This window comes from Romboutsia timonensis, from assembly GCF_900106845.1.
GTDB lineage: Bacteria > Bacillota > Clostridia > Peptostreptococcales > Peptostreptococcaceae > Romboutsia > Romboutsia timonensis.
Window position 1 is genome coordinate 90,101 of the sequence record NZ_LT629849.1, and the last position, 24,463, is coordinate 114,563.

Annotated in this window: 25 protein-coding genes and 1 other annotated feature; of the genes, 19 read left to right on the plus strand and 6 right to left on the minus strand. The window is 26.6% G+C overall.

The genetic code is table 11. The annotated features are described in order from the left end of the window. Nucleotides 1-35: 35 nt before the first annotated feature. The 5 genes from pstC to gdhA all read left to right on the plus strand — a co-directional run bounded on the left by pstC (nt 36) and on the right by gdhA (nt 5,021). Nucleotides 36-950, plus strand: a complete 915-nt coding sequence (pstC, locus tag BN7997_RS01590) for a phosphate ABC transporter permease subunit PstC (RefSeq protein WP_071119139.1) — start codon at nt 36-38, stop codon at nt 948-950. A gap of 1 nt (nt 951) precedes the next feature. Continuing rightward, a complete protein-coding gene (gene pstA / locus BN7997_RS01595; RefSeq protein ID WP_071119140.1) occupies nt 952-1,776 on the plus strand; it encodes a phosphate ABC transporter permease PstA in 825 nt (274 codons plus the stop codon). 23 nt (nt 1,777-1,799) lie between these two features. After that, nucleotides 1,800-2,561: a phosphate ABC transporter ATP-binding protein PstB gene (gene pstB, locus BN7997_RS01600; protein ID WP_071119141.1), complete on the plus strand. Its 762-nt coding sequence runs from the start codon at nt 1,800-1,802 to the stop codon at nt 2,559-2,561. 47 nt (nt 2,562-2,608) lie between these two features. Continuing rightward, entirely contained in the window at nt 2,609-3,262 is a 654-nt protein-coding gene (gene phoU, locus BN7997_RS01605; protein WP_071119142.1) for a phosphate signaling complex protein PhoU, read from the plus strand. A 370-nt stretch (nt 3,263-3,632) separates the two neighbouring features. After that, nucleotides 3,633-5,021, plus strand: a complete 1,389-nt coding sequence (gene gdhA, locus BN7997_RS01610) for an NADP-specific glutamate dehydrogenase (protein WP_071119143.1) — start codon at nt 3,633-3,635, stop codon at nt 5,019-5,021. A 225-nt stretch (nt 5,022-5,246) separates the two neighbouring features. On the opposite strand, the gene BN7997_RS01615 is transcribed toward gdhA, so the two are convergent. Then, nucleotides 5,247-7,127: an FUSC family protein gene (locus BN7997_RS01615; RefSeq protein ID WP_071119144.1), complete on the minus strand. Its 1,881-nt coding sequence runs from the start codon at nt 7,125-7,127 to the stop codon at nt 5,247-5,249. 248 nt (nt 7,128-7,375) lie between these two features. On the opposite strand from BN7997_RS01615, the gene BN7997_RS01620 reads away from it, so the two are divergent. From BN7997_RS01620 to BN7997_RS01655, 8 genes are all read left to right on the plus strand, one after another. After that, nucleotides 7,376-8,899 (plus strand): hypothetical protein, encoded by a 1,524-nt coding sequence (locus tag BN7997_RS01620; RefSeq protein WP_071119145.1) that lies wholly within the window; start codon nt 7,376-7,378, stop codon nt 8,897-8,899. A gap of 385 nt (nt 8,900-9,284) precedes the next feature. Next, a complete protein-coding gene (locus tag BN7997_RS01625) occupies nt 9,285-10,157 on the plus strand; it encodes an FUSC family protein (RefSeq protein ID WP_071119146.1) in 873 nt (290 codons plus the stop codon). A gap of 275 nt (nt 10,158-10,432) precedes the next feature. Continuing rightward, on the plus strand, nt 10,433-11,239 hold the full coding sequence (locus BN7997_RS01630) for a polysaccharide deacetylase family protein (protein ID WP_071119147.1): 807 nt from the start codon (nt 10,433-10,435) through the stop codon (nt 11,237-11,239). An 84-nt stretch (nt 11,240-11,323) separates the two neighbouring features. Then, nucleotides 11,324-11,565, plus strand: a binding site (T-box leader). A 108-nt stretch (nt 11,566-11,673) separates the two neighbouring features. Then, the gene (locus BN7997_RS01635) at nt 11,674-14,337 is read left to right on the plus strand and encodes a valine--tRNA ligase (RefSeq protein ID WP_071119148.1); all 2,664 of its coding nucleotides are present in this window, start codon (nt 11,674-11,676) and stop codon (nt 14,335-14,337) included. 162 nt (nt 14,338-14,499) lie between these two features. Beyond that, a complete protein-coding gene (locus BN7997_RS01640; RefSeq protein WP_242873369.1) occupies nt 14,500-15,147 on the plus strand; it encodes a YitT family protein in 648 nt (215 codons plus the stop codon). Between the two features lie 65 nt (nt 15,148-15,212). Beyond that, nucleotides 15,213-16,040, plus strand: a complete 828-nt coding sequence (locus BN7997_RS01645; protein ID WP_071119149.1) for a MerR family transcriptional regulator — start codon at nt 15,213-15,215, stop codon at nt 16,038-16,040. Between the two features lie 57 nt (nt 16,041-16,097). Then, nucleotides 16,098-16,721: a PH domain-containing protein gene (locus tag BN7997_RS01650; protein ID WP_071119150.1), complete on the plus strand. Its 624-nt coding sequence runs from the start codon at nt 16,098-16,100 to the stop codon at nt 16,719-16,721. A 45-nt stretch (nt 16,722-16,766) separates the two neighbouring features. Next, on the plus strand, nt 16,767-17,102 hold the full coding sequence (locus tag BN7997_RS01655) for a hypothetical protein (RefSeq protein ID WP_071119151.1): 336 nt from the start codon (nt 16,767-16,769) through the stop codon (nt 17,100-17,102). 147 nt (nt 17,103-17,249) lie between these two features. On the opposite strand, the gene BN7997_RS01660 is transcribed toward BN7997_RS01655, so the two are convergent. Then, nucleotides 17,250-17,903 (minus strand): YczE/YyaS/YitT family protein, encoded by a 654-nt coding sequence (locus BN7997_RS01660; RefSeq protein ID WP_071119152.1) that lies wholly within the window; start codon nt 17,901-17,903, stop codon nt 17,250-17,252. A 149-nt stretch (nt 17,904-18,052) separates the two neighbouring features. Between BN7997_RS01660 and BN7997_RS01665 the strand changes: the two genes are divergently transcribed. Then, nucleotides 18,053-19,363, plus strand: coding sequence for a bifunctional folylpolyglutamate synthase/dihydrofolate synthase (locus tag BN7997_RS01665; RefSeq protein ID WP_071119153.1), 1,311 nt, complete (start codon nt 18,053-18,055; stop codon nt 19,361-19,363). Nucleotides 19,364-19,463: 100 nt separating this feature from the next. Here the strand turns inward: BN7997_RS01665 and BN7997_RS01670 are convergent, their stop codons facing one another. Then, complete coding sequence (locus tag BN7997_RS01670) at nt 19,464-19,712, minus strand: TIGR03905 family TSCPD domain-containing protein (RefSeq protein WP_071119154.1); 249 nt, start codon at nt 19,710-19,712, stop codon at nt 19,464-19,466. Nucleotides 19,713-19,832: 120 nt separating this feature from the next. On the opposite strand from BN7997_RS01670, the gene BN7997_RS01675 reads away from it, so the two are divergent. Further along, nucleotides 19,833-20,699: a YncE family protein gene (locus BN7997_RS01675; RefSeq protein WP_071119155.1), complete on the plus strand. Its 867-nt coding sequence runs from the start codon at nt 19,833-19,835 to the stop codon at nt 20,697-20,699. Nucleotides 20,700-20,701: 2 nt separating this feature from the next. Here BN7997_RS01675 and BN7997_RS01680 read toward each other — a convergent pair whose 3' ends face one another. The 3 genes from BN7997_RS01680 to BN7997_RS15520 all read right to left on the minus strand — a co-directional run bounded on the left by BN7997_RS01680 (nt 20,702) and on the right by BN7997_RS15520 (nt 21,962). After that, a complete protein-coding gene (locus BN7997_RS01680; RefSeq protein WP_071119156.1) occupies nt 20,702-21,238 on the minus strand; it encodes a DUF4364 family protein in 537 nt (178 codons plus the stop codon). 260 nt (nt 21,239-21,498) lie between these two features. Then, nucleotides 21,499-21,702 (minus strand): alpha/beta-type small acid-soluble spore protein, encoded by a 204-nt coding sequence (locus tag BN7997_RS01685; protein WP_071119157.1) that lies wholly within the window; start codon nt 21,700-21,702, stop codon nt 21,499-21,501. Between the two features lie 98 nt (nt 21,703-21,800). Continuing rightward, the gene (locus tag BN7997_RS15520; protein ID WP_154665231.1) at nt 21,801-21,962 is read right to left on the minus strand and encodes a hypothetical protein; all 162 of its coding nucleotides are present in this window, start codon (nt 21,960-21,962) and stop codon (nt 21,801-21,803) included. 123 nt (nt 21,963-22,085) lie between these two features. On the opposite strand from BN7997_RS15520, the gene BN7997_RS01690 reads away from it, so the two are divergent. The 4 genes from BN7997_RS01690 to BN7997_RS15710 all read left to right on the plus strand — a co-directional run bounded on the left by BN7997_RS01690 (nt 22,086) and on the right by BN7997_RS15710 (nt 24,462). Next, nucleotides 22,086-22,850, plus strand: a complete 765-nt coding sequence (locus BN7997_RS01690) for a polysaccharide deacetylase family protein (RefSeq protein ID WP_071119158.1) — start codon at nt 22,086-22,088, stop codon at nt 22,848-22,850. Nucleotides 22,851-22,945: 95 nt separating this feature from the next. Continuing rightward, nucleotides 22,946-23,581, plus strand: a complete 636-nt coding sequence (locus BN7997_RS01695) for a single-stranded DNA-binding protein (RefSeq protein ID WP_071119159.1) — start codon at nt 22,946-22,948, stop codon at nt 23,579-23,581. Nucleotides 23,582-23,674: 93 nt separating this feature from the next. Next, nucleotides 23,675-24,247: a class I SAM-dependent methyltransferase gene (locus BN7997_RS01700; RefSeq protein ID WP_071119160.1), complete on the plus strand. Its 573-nt coding sequence runs from the start codon at nt 23,675-23,677 to the stop codon at nt 24,245-24,247. 74 nt (nt 24,248-24,321) lie between these two features. Then, nucleotides 24,322-24,462 (plus strand): hypothetical protein, encoded by a 141-nt coding sequence (locus BN7997_RS15710; protein WP_195906787.1) that lies wholly within the window; start codon nt 24,322-24,324, stop codon nt 24,460-24,462. Nucleotide 24,463 lies beyond the last annotated feature (1 nt).

Here is a 24,463-nt window from a genome sequence, read left to right on the forward strand (position 1 = left end):
AATTAATAGAATTAATTTAAAGGAGAGATTGATTTATGTTGGAAAAAACTCAATCAACAGAAATTGAGAATATATACAATAGGAATAAAAATAAATACATTTTAGAGAAAGTATCAAAGAATATATTCTTTATAAGTTCATTAATAGCAGTTTTAAGCTTACTGTTAATAATCGGATTTGTATTTTATAAAGGATTAACACCATTTATATTCAAGGGATATTCTTTCATAGATTTCTTTACTGGAAGCGATTGGTTGCCAGGAAGTGATAAATTTGGTATAGCAACGATGGTTGTAGCATCAATAGTTGCTACAGTAGGAGCACTTATAATAGGGGTTCCAATTGGAATATTAACAGCAGTATTTATAGCTGAAGTTGCTCCAAAGAAGGTAGCGAAAATTATATCACCAGCAGTTGAATTATTAGCAGGTATACCATCAGTATTATACGGAATATTTGGATTAGCAGTTATAGTGCCTAATATACAAAATATATTTAATTTACCAAAGGGACAAAGTTTACTTGCTGTAATAATAGTTTTATCGATAATGATGTTACCAACAATAATATCAGTATCAGAAACAGCAATAAGAGCAGTTCCAAAGGCTTATAAAGAAGGTTCTTTAGCACTTGGAGCATCTAAGATAGAAACAATATTTAAAGTTGTATTACCAGCAGCTAAGTCAGGAATTTTAGCAGCTGTAGTATTAGGAATTGGTAGGGCTTTAGGTGAAACAATGGCAGTTATACTTGTAGCAGGAAATTCACCAGTTATGCCATCATCATTAATGGATAGTGTAAGACCACTTACGACTAATATAGCGTTAGAGATGGGATACGCATTTGGAATTCATCAAGAAATGCTATTTGCAACAGGTGTTGTGTTATTTACGTTCATACTAATATTAAATTTAGTATTAAATAAACTTTCAAACAAGGCGGGAAATTAATATGAGAAAGTTAAAAGAAAATTTATTAAAGTCATTAATTTATCTATCAGCATTTTTCACTGTATCAATGCTTGTAGTAATTGTAGAGTATATATTTATAAAAGGAATTGGTGGAGTAAATCTATCATTCTTAACTAGTGATTATTCAGCAGATGGAAGTGGAGGAATACTTCCAATGATAGTTACAACCGTATATACAGTTATACTTTCTATAGCAATAGCTACACCTATAGGAATTTTATCTGCTATATACTTACAAGAATATGCTAAAAAAGGAAAAGTAGTAAACGCAATAAGATTTGCTACAGAAAGTTTAGCAGGGATACCATCTATAATATACGGATTGTTTGGTGGAATATTCTTCGTAGTAGTTTTAAATTTAAAATATTCAATATTATCAGGAGCTCTTACCGTAGCGATAATAATATTACCAGTAATAATAAGAACAACAGAAGAAGCTTTAAAAACAGTTCCAGATGGATACAGAGAAGCATCTTTAGCCTTAGGTTCAACTAAATTCCAAACATTATACAAAGTAGTATTACCAAGTGCAATACCAGGAATATTATCGGGTGTAATTTTATCAGTAGGGCGTGTAGTTGGAGAGTCAGCTGCAATATTATTAACAGCTGGTACAGTAGCACAAATGCCAGGAGGTATATTTGATAGTGCTAGAAACTTAACTGTACATGCATATCTTTTAACTAAAGAGAAAGGAGATATAGCATCAGCTGCTAGTATAGGTATTGTTTTAATATTTATAGTGTTATTTTTAAATACAGTTGCTAAGTTTGTAGCAAAGAAATTAAATAAAGCAAATTATTAAAGAAGATTTTACGAGGTGTAAATATGAGTTTAGATAATGTTAAATTAAGTATAAAGAATTTAGATTTATTCTATGGAGATAATCAAGCATTAAAAGATATAAATATAGATATAAAGGAAAATAAAGTTACAGCTTTAATAGGTCCTTCTGGATGTGGAAAGTCAACTTTTTTAAGAACATTAAATAGAATGAATGATTTAATAGAAAATGTAACAATAAAAGGGAAAATTGAGGTTGATGGCGAAGATATATATCAAACTGAAGATGTTATAAAATTACGTACTAAAGTAGGGATGGTATTTCAAAAGCCAAATCCATTTCCAATGAGTATATATGATAATATAGCTTATGGCCCTCGTATACATGGTATAAGAGATAAGAAAATTTTAGATAAAATAGTTGAAGAAAGTCTAAGAGGTGCAGCTATATGGGATGAAGTAAAGGATAGATTAAAAACATCTGCACTTGGATTATCTGGAGGACAACAGCAACGTATATGTATAGCAAGAGCTATAGCTATGAAACCAGAAGTAATATTAATGGATGAACCTACATCTGCTCTAGACCCAATTTCAACATCTAAAGTTGAGGAATTAATAGAAGAGCTAAAAAAAGATTATACTATTGTAATAGTAACTCACAATATGCAACAAGCTGCTCGTATATCTGATGATACTGCATTTTTCCTAAATGGAGTATTAGTAGAATATAGTGAAACAAAAGATATGTTTACTGCTCCTAAGGATAAGAGAACGGAAGATTATATAACAGGAAGATTTGGATAAAATTTGAATGATAACAATTATAAATTAAATGAGTTAAAGGGGGCAATATGCTGAATACAAATTTAGGACTGAGTATAGACACTTTAAAACAATATACTATAAATATGATAGAAGAATGTGTTAGTATACTAGATTTATCAGTTGAGTGTATGTTAAAACAAGACATTGAAGGATGTAAAAAAGTAATAAAACAAGATGATAAAATAGATGAATTAAGAGAATATATAAGAGATAGAAGTATTGAACTATTAGTATTAAAGCAGCCAATGGCTAGAGATTTAAGATATATATATGCATTAGGATTTATAGCACTAGAATTAGAGCGTATAGGTGATTATGCAGTAAATATAGCAGAAGAAACTATAAAGATATGTCAAGACGAATATATAAAAGATTTAATCGATATACCTAAGATGTATGAAGAATGTAAAAAGATGATTTTAGAAGTAAAAGAATCCTTAGAAAATGAAAATGAAGATTTAGCTAGAGAGATAGCTTTACAGGATGATAAAATAGATAGTTTATATAATAGAGTACAAGAGGATTGTTTAAGCGTAATGAATGCGAATCCTCAGACTATAAATCAAGGTGTAAATCTTTTATTTATAGGAAGATATCTTGAAAGAATAGGAGATCATATAACTAATATATGCGAAATGATAATCTTTGCAATTAACGGAGAAATTACAGAAATAGGATAAAGCGTTAGCTTTATCCTATTTTTATATATTTAGAAATTATATAGTATATGAATAATTTTACAATAATTACAATAGAAATAACTATAAATAGAAGAATTACTGAAATAGATATGTTTAAAAAATCTATTTAAATAATAAAAAAATATTTTATATTATGATTAAGTAATATAGGTAAATGCATAAACTAATTATAAGATAAAGTAAATAATACTTATTTAAATAAGGTATTTTTCTCAAAAGATTTATTTAAATATAGAAAAGCTTTGATAGGAAAATTTAAATAAATTTTAATAAAAACATATTAAAAATGTTTTTAAGAAATAATAGAATTTACTTGAAAGGTGCTTTTATATAAAAGGGGGATGTTAAAATGGGATTTGAAAATAAATATGTATTAGGAAACACTATTGAAGCACAAGCTAAAGAAACTATAGAGAAAGTTATAAATCAAGTAAAGGCTAGAAATATAGGTGAGAGCGAATTTCACCAAACAATAGAAGAAGTACTACATTCATTAGAACCTGTATTAGTTAAGCATCCAGAGTATATAAAACAAAATATATTAGGGAGAATAGTTGAACCTGATAGACAAATAATGTTTAGAGTTCCTTGGGTAGATGATAATGGAAATGTTCAAGTTAACAGAGGGTTTCGAGTACAATTTAACAATGCTATAGGACCATACAAAGGTGGACTTAGATTTCATCCATCAGTTAATTTAAGTATAATAAAGTTTCTAGGATTTGAGCAAATATTTAAAAATTCTTTGACAGGTTTACCTATAGGTGGTGGTAAAGGTGGTTCAGATTTTAACCCTAAAGGAAAGTCAGATAATGAAATAATGAGATTCTGTCAAAGTTTTATGACTGAATTATATAGATATATAGGTCCAAATTTAGATGTTCCAGCTGGAGACATAGGTGTTGGAGCAAGAGAAATAGGATATTTATTTGGACAGTATAAAAGATTAAGAAATTCTTATGATGCTGGTGTCTTAACCGGCAAAGGATTAACTTATGGTGGCTCTTTAGCTAGAAAAGAAGCTACAGGATTTGGCGTTATATATTTTGTAAATGAAATGTTAAATTATCATGGCCAAAGTTTTGAAAATAAGAGAGTTGTAATTTCAGGCTCTGGTAATGTTGCAATATATGCAGCTGAGAAAGCTATAGACTATGGAGCTAAAGTAGTTGCAATGTGTGACTCATCTGGATATATAGTAGATGAAAATGGAATAGATTTAAGTATAGTTAAACAAATAAAAGAAGTAGAAAGAAATAGAATAAAAGAATATATAGCTAGAAAAGAGGGAGCTCAGTATTTTGAAGGTCAGAAGGGAATATGGACAGTTAAGTGCGATATAGCTCTTCCATGTGCTACTCAAAATGATATAAACTTAGATGATGCTAAAATATTAGTTGAAAATGGAACTACAGTAATAGGAGAAGGTGCTAACATGCCTTGTACAAACGAAGCTGTAAAATATTTCTTAGAAAAAGGATTATTAGTAGCTCCAGCCAAGGCTGCAAATGCAGGTGGAGTTGCAACTTCAGCACTTGAAATGTCTCAAAATAGTATGAGGTTATCTTGGACGTTTGAAGAAGTAGATGAAAAATTACAGATAATAATGAAAAATATATTTAAATCATCTAAAGATGCAGCTGAAAACTATGGAGCTCCAGGAAATTATGTAATTGGAGCCAATATAGCAGGATTCTTAAAAGTAGCAGATGCTATGGTAAGTCAAGGGATAGTATAGTAGCTTAATTTTATAATTAAGTTAATGCATTAATAAGTATCGCCAACGATATATCCTTGCTGCCGCTGCGGATAAATTCGTTGCTAAAAAGTAGCAGATGCAACAATGATGAGCCAAGGAATAATATAATTAGAATATAAAAATAAAAGAGCGTAGGATTTGCCTACGCTCTGAAAAGAGGAATTATATATGATTTAATCATAATAATAACCTCTTTATTTTTAATTAAATTGATTTAATAGCATTATTACTTAAATTATTTGAATGAGATAAATTATTTTTAATATTGATAAAATTATTTAAAATAAGTTTATTAAAATGACAATCTTTTGTATCTATAAGTTTAACAACATCGTCATTAGATAAATTATTATTTATAATATAATTAAAGTCTTTTTCTAAACTAGCTTTATCAACTGAATTTTCATCATGAGTATAAAGTAAACTTTCGAAAGCTATTACATCATTTATAAAAATATTTTGATTACAAATAAATTCATCTACATCTTTAGAATTTAAAGTAGTATTGTTGTAAGCTATATATTTATTAAGCCATCTATTTTTAATTATTAAAGGTTGTACATTTTTAGCAAATGTTTCAATAGATATATCTTTCTTAGATAATAAATCAACTATTTCTTTATTAGTAGCAATTGATTTATTGATAGCTGATTGAGTATACTTATAAGCATAAGTTGGGAATATAAGTCTATCTGCAATTATAGCAATAATACAACCTATTAATACAAAGATTACTCTTTGAACAGCTATAAAAGGTATATTAGCTCCAACAGATATAGATCCTAATGCAAATAATGTAACACATATTACACTATACGTATAATTAGTAATATAAGTCATAGCATATCCTACTGGAAGTAGAAGTCCCATTCTAACTGAATCATCTTTAACTATAGAGTAAACAACAAAGAATAGTGCACCTCCTAGAAGAGTACCAACCATTCTATCACGAAGTTTTATATTAGCCTTATCTAAATAAGGTTGATTTATAGCTGCTAAAGTAAAGATTATCCACTTACCGTTTTCTATATTAAATAAAGCTACTAAGAATACTCCAATACTTAAAAGTAAAGCACCTCTAAAAGCAAAAGTAAATTTAGCAGATTTAAAAGATAAATCATTTTTTGAGTTAAAGTTTTCAAAGAATTTACTTCTAGAGTATTCATTGATAATTTTATCAGCGTTAGTTTGTTGTAAGTCTCTTTTTAATTTTGCAACATAAGGATATACTACTAAATTTAAATTATTATTGTAGTTTTCTAGATTTTTAGACTCGTATACAGATATATTATCTAAAATACTATCTATATTTGATTCATTATTTACATATAATTTTATGCTATTAAGTAAAGCTGATAAATCTTCTGTATTTGTAAATTTATTAGTTTTATTTAACTCTATATTTAAACTATCTAAAAATTGAGCAATAGATAAATATTTAAGTAAATCTATAGATACTTTAGATTTATTTTGGTTAATAGCAAATGTAAAAGATTCTATTAATTGATTTAAATTTACTTCAGCATCTTTATTTAAGCTTAATCTTTCTGTAGAATTAGTGTTTACTAATTCTATTTGTTTATTAATAGATTCTAAAGCATTGTTTAATTTAGATACAGATTCTTTTTTTAGTCTATCTTTGTTAGCTAATATTTGTAATAACATTATAGCAAGTCCACAAACAATTAAACCTAGGAATCTTTTTGGTAACTGTTGAGCAGTTACAGGATCATAAAGCATATAAATGAATGCTAATGAAAATGGTAGAAAAGCAGGTTTTTTTGTATTGTAAGTGAAAGTATAAAATATATAAAACATCATTAAAAATGTACTTATTATTGCTAAGTAAGGATTTAAAGAAGCTATATATGCAGCTAAACCAATAGTCAATTCAAGAAGTACAAAATATATAGTGTTTTTAACTGGATTTAGACTGAAGTCAATAGTTAAAAGAAATAATACCGCTGCAGTACCTTGAACACCAACTAATACGTTTTCTCCTCCAAATATACCTGAAAATAATAGAACAATAGAAGTTGTAATGAAAAATACTATTGTATTAGATATAATTTTTTTCTTATCCACAATATCATCCTCCTATAAATTATTGTGTTTTAAATTTAACTATATTAAGCAAAATTAAATAAATTTAGACAATATATACATATTATCATACGACGTTATTCGACAACAACTGATGAAATGTGAATCAATTGATATATATTGACTCAACTGATTCAATGTATGTATAAGTATTCAATATTTGGTTTTGTATGAAAGTATGTTATTATACATATATATAAGTTGTATATTCAAATCAAAGGAGTCCAAATATGGTAAACATGGAATTTGGTAAAAATATTGAGAAATTGATACAATTTTCAGGTCAAAAGAATTACTCATTAGCAAAAGAATTAGGATATGACGTATCTTATATAAGTAAGTGGATAAGTGGTGCAATGCTTCCTGCATCAAAGAATATAAAAAATATTTGTGAGAAGACTGCTAAATTTGTAGTAGATAATGCAACAGAAATACATAAGTGTGAAATTTTAGCGTATTATAAACTAGATATAAATAAGTATAGTAGTGATGAAAGTATAATACAGTATATACAAGATATGCTTAATGAATCATATTTATTTAGTAGTCAGAAGAAAGCTAATAAAAATTATATCAAAGTAGGAAAAGAAAATACAGAGCAATGTAATAGTTTATTATATATAAAACCAAGATTATTAAAGAAACATTTAGATGAAGAGATTATGGATTTGACTAAAAAAGAAATAAAAAATGATGTGATCTTATTAGCTGATTTATTTTCTCTAGGAAAAGATGATAAACTTCATATTGCAGGAATAAGAAGTGGTTCTACTATAAAAACAGAAATGAAAAATGTAAGAATTAGATTTTTAATAAGTTTTGATGAAAATGCAGAGGATATAATTTTTAATACAATATTACTTATGAATATGATTAAAATTTATTCAAATATTAACTTTACATTTTATAGTTGTAAACATGCTCAATACTCACTAACATCAGTAATAAAAGAAAATAGCTTTACTTATACTGTATATACAGATACTAAACAATGCTTGTTTACAAATGTTTCACAAGATCCGAAAGTAGTACAAGATATATATGAATCTCTTGAAGAAATTATAGAGACTAGGTCTAGAATTACATTTTTAGAAAAAAATCCAAGAGAGATTATATTAGAAAAGAATTATATAGAATATATGATAGGAAGAGATTTAAGATGGTTGATAGGAAATATGAGTGAATTATTTATGCCATCAGATTTATTCTTAGAAATAGGTAAAATAGTCTTTGGAGAATCAAAAGAAATAGTTGATGAATTAAAAAATATAGATGCTATACTTCAAAATGCTATATATAAATCAGATATACAAATACTTATGTACGAAAATGCTATTAGACAATATATATCTAATGGTATACTAAGTTTCTTTAATACAACCATAACCTTATCTTTAGAACAAAGGCAAAGGCATATAGAGTATATGGAAAAGATTCTTAAAGAAAATGAAGATATTGATATAAAATTGATAAATGGAAATTTAGTAGATGATTTTAAAAATAAGGAAAATCCAACAGCTTATTTATCTAGAAATATTAATATTATAAAAGGAAATTTTGATGAATACTCAGAATATGAAAATAAATATCTAATAATAAGAGATAATAGGTTAGATAATATATTTAAAAGATTCTTTAAGGAAGTATGGGAAAGCGAAAGATATAATATAAGTAAGTTTAAAGAAGAAGCAATAATAAGAATATCAGACTTGTTAAATTATATAAATATATTAAAAAGTACGGTAGAAAAGTAATAAAAATACTATTATAGTACTTTTTTAGCTATATTGTAGATAAATAGCCATTTTTAATTTGCATAAAATGGCTATTTTCTTTTTTATGAAGATTTTTATTTATAATATACTAAATATAGAAGTTAGACTCAACTTACTGGATGTATCTTTATACATCAAATTAGTCAATTTTTTAGGCATATGCATAAGAAAATAAAGCTAACCTTCATATGAATTTTCTATCTGAAAAATATTTAATTGCTTATTTATATTTGCTGTAAACCTCTTATATTAGGATATATAAACATGAAAAAATTGTTAAAGATTAAGATTTAAATGAATTATTTATATTATTATAGTAAAATAAATAGTTGACAAAGTATTTATATCATTAGGAGGAAATAAGGTGAAGTTGCAGAAGATCGGTATGAGAACTGTTAAAACAGGTATAGCTGTTTCTCTTTGTACATTATTGGCACAGTATTTAGTGGAAAATCCAATGTTTGCAGGCGTAGGGTGTGTAGCATCAGTACAAGATACGGTAAAAGGGTCTTTAAAGTTAGGATTTAATAGGGTAAAGGGAACGATGATAGGTGGATTAGTAGGTTTTTTATGCGTACTGATTAGCCCAGGTAACCCTATATTAGCTGGTATTGGAATAATGACTACTATATATAGTTGTACAGCACTTGGGATAAATTCTGGAATAATAGTTTCTAGTGTCACGTTCTTATCTATACATTTAGGCATTATAGATTCAAACCCAGCTTATTATTCTATACAGAGAGTAATGGACACATCTGTAGGCGTTGTTATAGGTGTAATTATAAATTATGTATTAGCAAGACCTGATTACTTAGAAATAACTGATAAAAGCTTAAAAAATGCTAGGAGAATTGTAGGAGAGTGTGTTAAATCTGGAATAATAAATAATGGGGTTTTCGATAGAGAGAGGCTAAGAAAGAAAATTAGTAAATTAGAGATGATATATCAAAAGTTAGTTGATGAAATGAAATATACTAAAAATCAAGTAAATATAGATATAATAGAAAATGAGATTTTACTATATAAATCAATAAATCATCATATTAAATCTATACAGCTTATTGATGAAGAGATATATATAAATAATGATAATTATTTAAAAATTAAAGAAATGTATAATGTAGATATTTTAAATTGGAAGATAGATAATGAAAAAAGTCCAGTATTCAACTATCATTTATCAAAGATATTAGAAGAAATAAATATAATAGATAGATTAAAAAATATAGATTGAAAATACAGTATATCATAAGTCTTAAAAGTATAGATTTATGATGTACTGTATTTTTTATGAGAAATTATATTAGAACATTGTATCAAATCAATAATCATAATGTTAATAACTTAGAAATTAAGAATGTTTAATAAATAATTAGCATAACTATTTTTAAAGAGAATAGAATTTTTATGGGAAAAATAAGTAAAAACAAATTGCTTATATTTTTAATCTATATTTTTAAATATACAAGATGCAATTAGTTTTAGGAGTTAGAGAAGGAGCGTTGGGGGATGAAAGCCAATTTTAAGGGGAATTCAAAATTAATATTTATTTCTTTATTAATAATGGTACTATGTTCATTAGTATTAAAAAAAATTTTTTTAAAAGAAGATGTAAGTTATTATAATAATGAGGTTTATAGGACTATAAAAACTAGGACTATAACTGAAATAATTAATCAAGACTTAGAAAGTTCAGTGAAAAGTAGCAATATAACTTATGATAAAGTAGCTTATATAACTATTGATGATGGACCGTCAAAGTTTACAAATCAAATATTGGATATACTAGATAAAAATGATGTTAAGGCTACTTTTTTTATGATAAATAGAAATATGAATACATATAAAGACGAAGTTAAGAGAATACAACAAGAAGGACATGGAGCTGGATTTCATAGTGTAAGTCATGATGTAAAAACATTATATAAGACACCACAATCTACACTTGAGGAGTTTTCTATATGTAGGAATACATTTGAAGAAATAACGGGTGAAACTTCAAATTTAATAAGAATTCCATATGGAAGTAAACCAAATACTCCAGAAGAATCATATAAAATATTAGTCGAAAATGGATTTTTAGTATGGGATTGGAATTTAGATACAGAAGACTGGAAATCTACAACTGATAATATTGTAAGTAATGTTCTTTTAAATGGAAGAAATAAAGATGAATTAGTCTTATTAGTACATGAGAAAGAGCAAACAGTTGAAGCATTAGATGGTATTATAATGATATTAAAAGAAAGAGGATATAAAATACTTCCGATAACAGAAGAGAAAGAGGCTATGAATTTTTGGAATAAAAACTTATAAATATATATTTTCAAAATAAGATATATTATCATAAATAATTGACAATAATAATGTTAATTAGATATAATTAAGAAATAAATTAAATATAAGACGTTGATGAAGAGGAGTATGTAAATACTACTAAAAGAGAGAAAAATTCGTAGGCTGAAAAATTTTTCAAGTATAGGTTTACAGAAGGTAGCTTCGGAGTTTCTAGACTGAAATAATAGTAAGTTTAGACGGTGAGAATCGATAAAATCTATTGAGAGTCATGATTTTATTATTTATTATATAATAAATATATAAGCATGGAATTAAGGTGGTAACGCGAGCTTTTCGTCCTTATTTATAGGATGAAAAGCTCTTTTTTATGCTCAATATATTTGAGTAAAATAGATTTCACTAATAAATATGAAACAAAGTAATTTATTACATAAAACTAAGGAGGAAATGAAATGGAAAATACTAATTTACCAAAAACGTATAATCCAAAAGACTTTGAATCAAGATTATATTCAAAGTGGGTTGAAGATGGATTATTTAAATCTAAGCCAAATCCAAATAAGAAGCCATTTACAATAATGCTTCCACCGCCAAATATAACTGGACAATTACATATGGGACATGCTCTTGACCATACTTTACAAGATATACTTGTAAGATGGAAGAGAATGGACGGATATGAAACATTATGGCAACCAGGAACTGACCACGCTTCTATAGCAACAGAAGTTAAGGTTGTTGAAAGAATAAAAGAACAAGAAGGAAAAACAAAGTACGAATTAGGAAGAGAAGAATTCTTAAAGAGAGCTATGGACTGGAGAAATGAATTTGGTAGAAAAATAGTAGACCAAATGAAGCAGTTAGGAGATTCTTGTGACTGGGACAGAGAAAGATTTACAATGGATGAAGGATGTAACGAAGCAGTTACTGAGTTCTTTGTGAAACTTTATGAAAAAGGTCAGATATACAGAGGAAATAGAATAATAAACTGGTGTCCAGATTGTAAAACAACTTTATCAGATGCTGAAGTTGAACATGAAGAACATGATGGAAAGTTCTATCATATAAAATACCCAATAGCAGGTAGTGATGAGTTCTTAGAAATAGCTACAACTAGACCAGAGACAATGTTAGGAGATACTGGTATAGCTGTAAACCCAGAAGATGAAAGATATAAGCATTTGGTAGGTAAGCATGCTATACTTCCTCTAATAGGTAGAGAACTTATAATAGTTGCTGATGACTATGTAGATTTAGAATTCGGTACAGGAGCAGTAAAAATGACTCCAGCTCATGACCCTAACGACTTTGAAGTAGGTCAAAGACATAATCTTGAAAAGATAAATGTAATGAACGAAGATGGAACAATGAATAAGTTAGCTGGTAAGTACGAAGGTATGGACAGATATGAGTGCAGAAAGCAACTTATAGCTGACTTAGATGAAGCAGGATACTTAATAGCGATAAAAGACCATAACCACAATGTAGGTTCTTGCTACAGATGTAGAACTGTTGTTGAGCCAAGATTATCAGATCAATGGTTCGTTAAGATGGATGAATTAGCTAAACCAGCTTTAGAAATACTTAGAAATAAGGATTTACAATTCGTTCCTGATAAATTTGATAAAACTTATACTCAATGGTTAGAAAATATAAGAGATTGGTGTATATCGAGACAATTATGGTGGGGTCACCAAATACCAGCTTATTACTGTCAAGAATGTGGTGAAGTAGTAGTAGCTAAAGAAATGCCAAAAGAATGTAAGTGTGGACATACTCACTTCAAACAAGATGAAGATGTACTTGATACATGGTTCTCTTCTGCATTATGGCCTTTCTCAACATTAGGATGGCCACATAATACAGAAGAATTAAATTACTACTATCCAACAAGTGTACTTGTTACTGGATACGATATAATATTCTTCTGGGTAGTAAGAATGGCATTTGCAGGAATGTTCTGTATGGGAGAAACTCCATTCAAGCATGTATTAATACATGGACTTGTTAGAGACTCTGAAGGTAGAAAGATGAGTAAATCTTTAGGAAATGGTATAGATCCATTAGAAGTAATAGACCAATATGGAGCAGATGCATTAAGATTCATGTTAGCTACAGGAAACTCACCAGGAAATGATATGAGATTCTACATGGAAAGAGTTGAAGCTGCTAGAAACTTTGCAAATAAATTATGGAATGCATCAAGATTTGTATTCATGAATATAGATGAAGAGATAATGAATGGTGTAAATAGAGAATTAGTTGAAGCTAATATGACTTTAGCTGATAAGTGGATAATATCAAGAGCAAACAATGTTGTTAAAGAAGTTACAGACAACATGGATAAGTTTGACCTTGGAATAGCTGCTCAAAAGATATACGACTTTGCATGGTCTGAGTACTGTGACTGGTATATAGAAATAGTTAAGCCAAGATTATATTCTGATGACAAGGCTGCTAAGCAAACTGCTTTATATACATTAACATATGTATTAGAAAAGATATTAAAACTTCTTCATCCATATATGCCATTTATAACAGAAGAAATATACACTCACCTTCCAACTGTAGAAGGAAGTATAGTTATAGCTGAGTTCCCTCACTACAACGAAGCTGATAACATGGATAAAGAAGAAGAAATGATGAACTTAACAATGGATGGTATAAGAAACATAAGAAATGTAAGAGCTGAAATGAATGTACCACCATCAAAGAAAGCTAAGGTTATAATAGTTCCTACAGCTGAAAAGAAAGAAGCTATGGAAGCAGGTAAGGATTACTTTGTAACATTAGCATCTGCATCAGTTGTTGAAATAGTTGATAATGAAAACAACATACCTGAAGATGCAGTAAGTGTTGTTATAGAAGGAGTTAAGATATTTATACCACTTGATGAATTAGTTGACTTCTCTAAAGAATTAGATAGATTAAATAAAGAAAAAGCTAAATTAGAAGGTGAAATAAAGAGAGTTAACGGAAAACTTTCAAACCAAGGATTCTTAGCTAAGGCTCCAGAAAGCTTAGTTAATGAAGAAAAAGCTAAAAAAGCTAAATTTGAAGAAATGATGAATTCAGTTCTTGAAAGAATAGCAAACATAGAAGCTAAAATAATTTAGGGTAAAAACATATAAATCTCTAGCTAAAGTATAATAAATATATCTTAGCTAGGGATTTTTTTAATAGTATTAATAAATATAAATAAAAATTTATTATATACATTGGTATTATACTAAGGTATATAATATTATGTATAAATAATAAATATTAGGAGTGATACTTTGCGGTATATAAAAAATGGAACATTGAAAAGCATATTGCTAATAATAATAGGAGCAACAATTTTATCATTTGGGAGTTATAATTTTAATTATCAAAATAATGTTACAGAAGGTGGAGTTTTAGGCTTATTATTATTATTACAGCATGTTTTTAATATATCACCATCAATAACTAGTGTAGTAATAGATTTTTTATTGTTTACAATAGGATCAAAATTCTTTGGAAAGAAATTTTTATTATACTCTATTTTATCTACGATTACGTTCTCATCTACCTATAAGATATGGGAAAAAATAGGCTTTTTAGTCCCGAGTTTTACAAATAACATGTTAATAGCAAGTATATTAGCTGGTATAGGTGTAGGAGTTGGTGTTGGACTTGTAGTTAGAGGAGGAGGAGCCTCTGGAGGCGATGATGTAATAGCTCTTTTAGGTAATAAACTTCTTAAACTAAAAGTTAACCATGTTTATTTAGCAACAGATGCAATAGTTCTTTTAATGTCATTAGTTTACTTAGATATAAAACAAGTATTTTTCTCAATAATAGCAGTTACAATAAGTGGAAAAATTATAAGTATAATTTATAAAGATGATGAGGACAATAAAGATAATATAGAAGAAATAGATGATGAAATTATATATGAATAATATAAAGCTATGAGTTTATACTCATAGCTTTATGCATAAATAAAGGGAGAGAAGAATAATTAACTATGAAAGATTATTATAAAATCGGTGAAATATCAAAAATATATGGTATTGGTAGAGATTCACTTATGTATTATGAAGATATAGGAATACTAAAGCCATTTAGAGATAAAAATGGATATAGAATGTATAAGTTATCTGATATATGGAGACTAAACCTAATAAAAGAGCTTAGAAGTTTAAATTTTCCAATGAAGAAGATAAAGGAATATTTAGATGATAGAAATATTGAGAGTACTAAGGTGATATTAAATACAGAAATAAGTTTAATAGATGAAAAAATAGAAGAGCTCTTAAGTTATAAAGAAAATATTATGAAGAGACTAGATACTATAAGTTATGAGTTAAAAAATCTAAAATTATACGAGATAGAGCTAGTGTATATAAATAAAAGAAAGGCATTAGAATTAAATGCTAATATAACGAAAGATGAAGAGTTTGATTTTCTAATACAAAAACTACAGAAAGATTATGAAAATAGGTTCGCCATATTAGGAAACAATAACATAGGATCTAGCTTCTGCTTAGATAAAATAAAACAAGGTATATATAACGAATTTAAGTCGGTGTTCTGTTTTTTAGAGGATGAAGAAGAAATTTATAATATTATATTTAATGAAGGGTATTACTTAACTTTAACATATAAAGGGAAGTATAAAAATAATAAACATTATATTAATAAGATGTTTAAATATATAGAAGAAAAAGGATACAAAATTATATCTGACCCTATAGAAATATACAAAATTGATATTCATGAAACTGAAGATATAAATGAATTTGTTACAGAAATACAAATTCCAGTTGACATAAACCACAATAAAAATGATTAAATTTATTATGATATAATAAGTTAGAGGTATTAAGTTATTAAAAATAGGAGGAGTAAAATGGCAGGAAATTTATTTGGAAAAATGGCAGCAGATACATTAGGATTATCAGATATAGGAAAAATAATATCGCCTAAGGATTTTGATAAGGTTGATGGTGATGATTACATAATGAATGAAGATGGGGAGAAAATCTATTTCGTAATAAAATCAAAATCAGATGAGTATGTATTCACAAATAGAGGCTTATTACACGTAGATGGGGATAGTGCAGTAAGTAAAAAAAGAGTAGTAAAGAGACATGACTTTTACTATGAAAAAGTACATTCATTAACATTAGAAACAGCAGGCACTATAGATTTAGATATAGAAATAAAATTTAGTTTTGGAAACAATTCATTTAGTATAGATGTTGATAAAAAGCAATTAGAACAATTGAAAGATTTATATAAAGCATTAGTTGAGATAGGAAGAATACAAGGAAAAAATAGTACATCTATTGAAGATGGTATGAATAGTCTTAAGATGGCAAATGAAGCAATATCAAGAAGTTCACTACAAGGAAATGCATCAGAAATAGTAAAGGAGTTAACGAATTTTAACTTTAATTGGATGCAGAATATAAGAAATGAATACAACAACAAAGATTTTGGATATGTTTTTGAAAAATATATAAATAACTAATTAATATATAAAGTACGATTCAAATAAAATTTTAGAGGTAACTATATGGCAAATCATGAATTTGGAATTATGCAAAATCAACCTATGAATAAAGAACGATTTGATGAATATGAACCCAATAAATATGATTGTATTGTAGTTTATGATAACTTTATTGAACCGATTTTAATAGATTTACAAAAATTAGATTGTTATTGGCATACTCTTCAAAATCCAGGTAAAGGTCTTGCATATTGTGGTATTACACTTATACCACCTGAATCAATGGATATATTAATAAAAATCTTATTATTACAAGATAAATTAGAATATACAGATTTGATTTATTTAGCTAATCAAGCGAAAGAAGAAAATAAATATATAATTCATTTTGGAATATAAATTATAATATAGATTTTAATAGTAAATAAGTATTTTATTATTAAACTCAATAAATATATTATTAACTGAAAATAGCAATTACATTAGATGAAAATTTTCTAATGTAATTGCTATTTTTATATAAAAATAAACCAAAATACACGTAATTTATGCAGCAGTTACTTCTGTTTTTTGAGATAATTTACAAAATACATAATTACATGGTTTTTGTAAATATTGAATCATAGGCCCTATTGCTAAAATGATTATAATTGTACCAATTCCAATAGTACCACCTAAAATAAATCCAAGTACAAGTCCGATTGATTCAGATGTAATCTTAGACATCATTAAAGATAAGTTAAGCTTAGACTTTATTGCTAACATAAAGTAATCAAGTGGAGTATTAGGTAGCTTAGATACTAAATATATAGATATACCTATGCTTATTATAGGTAAAGCTAAAATAAATACTGAAAACTTCATTAAAGTTTCAGTTATAACAATATTGCCTAAAAATAACATCCAGAAATCTACAAATAATCCTAAAAATATAGAAGTTATCATAGTGGCTATATTAGGAAATTCTTTTCTAATTATTCCGCCTATAATTATTTGTATAAATGCAACAATATTCATACATAGTCCAATTGATAAGCCTGTTTTCTCACTTAATCCAATATTTACAGCATCCCAAGGTCCATTTCCAAAGTTAGAAATAGCTATAATAGAGATACCAAGAGCCATAATAAGAAGTCCAACTAAGAAAAATACTATTCTAAGTTTTAAATTAGTTTTGTCAAATTTTAAAGTACTTTCCATTAAATCCTCCCAATAAAATATATTCTATATACATTATACATTTTTATATACCAAATGCAAAACTTATAAAAATATACTATAATAAAATGTATAGAAAACTTATAAATTATATAATACATTATCTGAGTAAAACACTTAAGGGAGGAAAAATGGATTATCAAGAATCATTAAAATATATAGAAGAAACTCATAAATTTGGAATTAGGCTAGGTTTAGATAATATGTCTAAACTATTAGAACTTTTAGGAAATCCACAAGATAAATTAAATATAATTCATGTTGCAGGAACTAATGGTAAAGGATCAACATGTTCATTTATAACTAGTATACTAAAAGAAGCTGGATATAAAGTAGGATTATATACATCTCCATATTTAGAAACTTTTACAGAAAGAATAAGAATAAATGGTGAAAATATATCAGAAGAAGATGTGGCTAGAATAGTTACTTTGATAAAAGAAAAAATAGAACAAATGGTATCAGAAGGATATAGCTATCCAACGGAATTTGAAATAGTAACTACAATGGCATTTTACTATTATTATGAACAAGGTGTTGATTTTGTAGCTCTTGAAGTTGGACTAGGTGGTAGATATGATGCTACAAATATAATAAAAAAATCTGATTTAAGTGTTATAACATCTATAAGCTTAGACCATGTAGGAATACTAGGAGACACAGTTGCTAAAATTGCCTATGAAAAGGCTGGAATAATAAAGGAAAATGGAGTAGTTGTAGTTTATGATCAAAGTGATGAAGCTAAAAATGTAATAAAAGACATATGTAAAGAAAAGAATGCAAAATACATAGAAGTAAAATTTGATGATATAAATATAAAGAAATCTAACATAAATTCTCAAGTATTTGACTGTACTATAATAGGACAAAGATACAAAGATTTAGAAATAAAATTAATAGGAGATCATCAAGTAAACAATTCTGTACTAGCTTTAAGTGCAATTGAGATTTTAAACCAATTAAAACACTTAAATATAAATAAAGATGATATAAGACGTGGACTTATAAATACAAGATGGCCAGGTAGAATAGAAAAAATACTAGATAGACCTACATTTATAATAGATGGAGCGCACAATGAAGACGGAGCAAGATCTTTAGCTAAAGCAATAGAAAAAAACTTTAAAGGTAAAAAAGCAACTCTTTTAATAGGGATGTTAGAAGATAAAGACATAGATGCTGTTTTAGAAATACTTATGCCTTATTTTGATAAGGTAATAACAACTACGCCAGATAATGATAGAGCAATGAATTGTGAGATTTTAAAGGAAAAAATATCTAAGTATGTAGATAATGTTATATCTAAAGAAAATATAGAAGAGGCAGTAAACTATACTTTAAAAAATGCAAAAGAAGACGATATAATCATAAGTGCAGGATCTTTATATATGATAGGAACAGTTAGAACATTATTAAATGATATGATAAAGTTGAGTTACTAAAATAAATAGGGTGGTATCAACCACCCTTTTTATTTTAGTATAAAAAATATAAATTTAATAAATAGTATAAATACTCAATTTATATTTTTAATATTAGTGTTTACTTTATGTTTTCGTTTATAGCTTTAGATAATTGATCTGGGCAAGATGTAACCTTTCCACCGCATGGTATATTAGCTAGTTTATTAGCAACATCATGTGCATTTTGACCAATTACTAAACTTTTAAGTCCTAAAAGATTACCAGGACACCCTCCTATAAAATCGATATCAGTTATGATATTATTATCATCAACCTCGAAAGACATTTCTCTACAGCAAACACCACTAGGTTTAAATGTAATTTTCATAAAACAAACTCCTAATTATAATAATATAGTTAACATAATGATACACAAAAGAAATGCATAATACAAGCACTATATCTAATATATTTCTATAGTATATATTGTAGGAGGGAGGGTGATTACTTGAAGGTATATGTTTCTAACTATCTATCAAGAAGCATTAGTATACTAGATTACTCAACTTTGGAATTTGAAAGAGATATAAAGCTAGATGAAAATATATATCCACATAACTTTTGTATAGATAATAGACAGCAATTAGCATATATACCAAGCTCATTAGACGGTGAGTTATATGTACTTGATTTATCTATAGGAAAAATTATAGATAATATATCTATTGGAGGGAAATTGACTAATATAGCGTTATGTAATGACGAATTATTTATATCAAATGAAGATTCAAATAGTATATATATATTAGATGTAAAAACATCGAATCCTATAGGTGTAATTGGTGTAGATAATATGCCACATGGATTTGATATAGATTCTATTAATAATAGGTTGTATGTAGCTTGTATAAATTCTATAATTTGTATAGATACAATAAGTAAAAGTATATGCAAAAAAATTGATACAGATTTTAAATCATGGCATATAAAATTAGATAGAAATAAAAAGGAAATATATACGTCAACACTAGATGGAAAAGTTGTAGTAATAGATGAAGAAAGTTTAAAAATAATAAAGATAATAGATGAGTTCCTATTGCCTGTTCAAATTTGTTTTAATTATGAAGCTAAAAAAATATATGTAGCAGATATGGGTTATAAAAAAGTGATGATATTAGATTATGACACTGGAAAAGTATTAGATTATATAAATATAGATGGAGATCCTCAAGGAATTCAGATATCAAATGATTATAAATTATTATTTATATCAGATACTAAAAATAATTTAATAAAGGTATATAACACATCAGAAAATACATTGATAAAAAATATAGAAGTAGGAAAAGAGCCTACAACAATACTTTGTATGTAGGCTTAGTGATTTTCCTTTATTAATAAGTCTATAATTTCTGCATACATATAAGATGCATTCTTTTTCCAATTATTACAGATTTGTTGAGCTTGTTTCTCTGAAGAAACATTTAAGTTTAAATCTATTAAGTTAGATTGATTTTCTATAACTCTTAAGTTAACAATAAACTCATTATTATTTTGTTGAATAAAACTGGATTTTACTTCTGTATCAGATAGTAAACTTTGTTTATTAAGAGCAACATACTCATCTATTTTCTTAGTAAGATCTTCTGGAATTCTAGATAAAAAGTATTCTAAAATTTCAAGTCCTTTTTGAGTAAGAGAGTAGTATTCTCTATCAGATTCTTTATATGTAGTTAAAAATTTAGATTCCATAAGCTGAGATAAAAACTGTTGAAGAGAAAAATAATTCATCATTTCAGTTTCTAGAACAACTTGCGTTATTTGAGAATTAGTTAAATCCATATTAATTTTATCTAAAATATATAAAATTAAAAGCTTATGAGAAGCTAATTCTTCAGATGAGTTTTCAAACATAATATCATCCTCCGTAAACTATTTCTATATAATATATTAAACTAAAATATATAAAAATAAAAGTAGAATTTATATATTATTATAAGTATATTTTATGTAATAATTATTCTAAATAATTAAGTTTAATTTTTTATTTTGATTAAAAATTTATATAAAAATTTATTCGATAGTAATTAAGATACGTGAAATTTTATTTATTTTAGAAACAAAAAGGCTACCAATTGGTAGCCTTTTTTACTTAGGTGTCAAAATCTACTATACTACTTACCAGCCATTTGTTGTTCAGCTAATTCAACTAATTTTTTAGTCATATAACCGCCAACATATCCATTTTGTCTAGCTGTTAAGTTTCCTTTGTCAACAGTATCGTAGTTTGCTAATCCTATTTCGTTAGCTATTTCTAACTTCATTTGGTTTAAAGCAGCCTTAGCTTCTGGAACTACAGTTCTATTATTGTTTGACATAGTAAATTTCCTCCTTAGATGATAGTTAACAACATCTTGTGTTGTTGTTTATAATGTTCCCTTAAATTCTAGAAAATATACATAAGTTTAAAAAACTATTAATATTTTTTATCCATTTTTAATTTTTTATCCTTACGTATCCCATCTTGTATTCCATGGGCTTCTCTATAATAGTGTCTATTCTCAAATTTTAGAGTTTTCCTTGCAGTTTCTACTTGATGACCTTTAAGATTACCAAATTCACTTCTAATATTTGACATAAAATACACCACCTTTATTTAAGATTACTTTTAAGTTGCCCAAATAAATAATTTATTTTTATAGTAATTTTTTGAAATTAAAAAAATAAATTTTAGTATATGATTTTTTAAAGGGGGTGTAATATGAAATTTAAACTGGGTAGAACTAAATCTTTATTTTCAAGTGTATTTTTTTTAATGTTAACCATGGTATTGCTATTTGGAATGGTTTATGGAATAAGATACGTTTGTTATAAGCAGGGAGATACAAATATGCCTATATACAAGGTAGATACAGATGATAAAAAAATAAGCCTAAGTTTTGACGTTGCTTGGGGTTCAAATAATATAGATGATATTTTAGAAATATTAGATAAACATAATGTAAAATCAACTTTCTTTTTAGTAGGAAGTTGGGTAGATGACAATGAAGAATTAGTAAAAAAGATACATAGTAAAGGTCATGAGTTAGGAAATCATTCCAATACCCATTCAAATACTACAGTTTTATCAGATAAGGATATAGTAGAAGAAATTCAGTTAACTACAGATAAAATATCAAAGTTAGTTGGAGAAGAAGTAAGTTTATATAGACCACCATTTGGTGAGGTAGATGATAAAACTATGGAAATATGTAAGTCATTGGGTTATCAAGTTGTGAAGTGGGATATAGACTCATTAGATTGGAAGGAAATAGGATCACACCATATAATAGATAGAGTTGTTAGAAGTTCACAGCCAGGATCTATAGTATTATTTCATGCAAATGTAAATGGTGTGAAATATTATTTAGATGATATATTGACTAAATTAGAAGAAGAGAATTATGAAATGGTACCAGTATCAGAATTAATATATCAAGATAATTATACTGTAGATAGTAATGGTGTTCAAAAAATAAAAAAGTAAGTTGTAATAAAAAATATTATATATAAATATATTTATTATATAGATTTAAAAATTCTGATAAAAAGATATTAATTAACAATTTTGGGGGGATAAAAATGATAGCTGTAAAAGAAGATACTAACATAGTTAATTTAAAAGGGACGATAGAAAATAATTTACAATTTAGTCATGAAATATTTGGAGAAAAATTTTATACTACAAAAATAAAAATAAATAGACTTAGTGAATCATATGATGTTTTACCTATAACTATATCAGAGAGATTATTAGAAGAAGTAGATTTAAATGAGAATAAATTGGTTAAAGTTACAGGACAATTAAGGTCTTACAATAAAAATATAGATAATAAAAATAGACTAGTATTAACTATATTCGTAAGAGATATAAAGCAAGAAGAAGAAGATAATAAAGATCCTAATAGCATATTTTTAGATGGATATGTATGTAAAGAACCAATATATAGAAAAACTCCACTGGGAAGAGAAATAACTGATTTATTAGTAGCTATAAATAGACCATATAACAAATCTGATTATATACCATCAATAGTATGGGGGAGAAATGCAAAATTTGCTAAGAGCTTAAAAGTTGGTGATAGAATACAAATATGGGGAAGAGTACAAAGTAGAGAGTATGAAAAGAAACGTGAAGATGGAGAACCAATTAAGAAGGTTGCGTATGAAGTTTCTATTTCAAAGATTAAAAAAATGTCAGAAAATAATAATGATTAAAATTTCTTTACCTTAGAATTTACCTATTGAATAGTTACCTCCAATTTATTATAATTTATTTTATGAAATGATAAAATAAAGAGGGGGAGAACTGTGAAAAGCATACTATATCACAATTATGAGCCTAATGCGGATTTAACAGATACTTCTGATGATATAACTTGTTTTTTAGATAAGATAAAGTATACTATAGGTAATAATATATTACTTGTTGGAGATATAGGTAACTTAGGTAACAGATTAAGAATGCTCGGAGTTTCTGTTACAATACTAGAAAATACTTGTTATGAGGATATATGTTATTCTTTAATAAAAAATGTTAATTGTAATGTTGTAAAAGGTAGCTTAGAGTTTTTACCATTTGAAGATAAATACTTTGATAAAGTAATTATATTAGATCATTTTAATCATACAACTGACAGTGAGAGAGTAATAAGTGAAATAAATAGAGTATTAAAAGTAAACGGAGAAGTTATACTAGAAGATTTAAATTTAAAGAACATAAAAGTTAAATTAAAGAATCTAAAGCATAAACTTTGTGGTGAAAATATAAATTATCACTACCCTAATGAGATCATTGATTTATTTTCAAAGGTCAACATTAAAGGAATAATGAAGGAAATAGAGAACGAAAGATATATTTATATAGGTAAGAGAAATAGATAGTAATATAGTATATAAAGACTAGGTTTTACCTGGTCTTTTATATTTAAAATAATAAAATAGGAGAAAATATACTTATGACAATAAATTATAATTTAGTAATAGTAGTTATGCTTTTTATAGTACTTATGTCTATTCAATTTACATTAAATAAAATATATGTATTATTAAAAGAAATTAAAGAAATACTTAACCTAAAAAAAATTAAGGATAAATAAC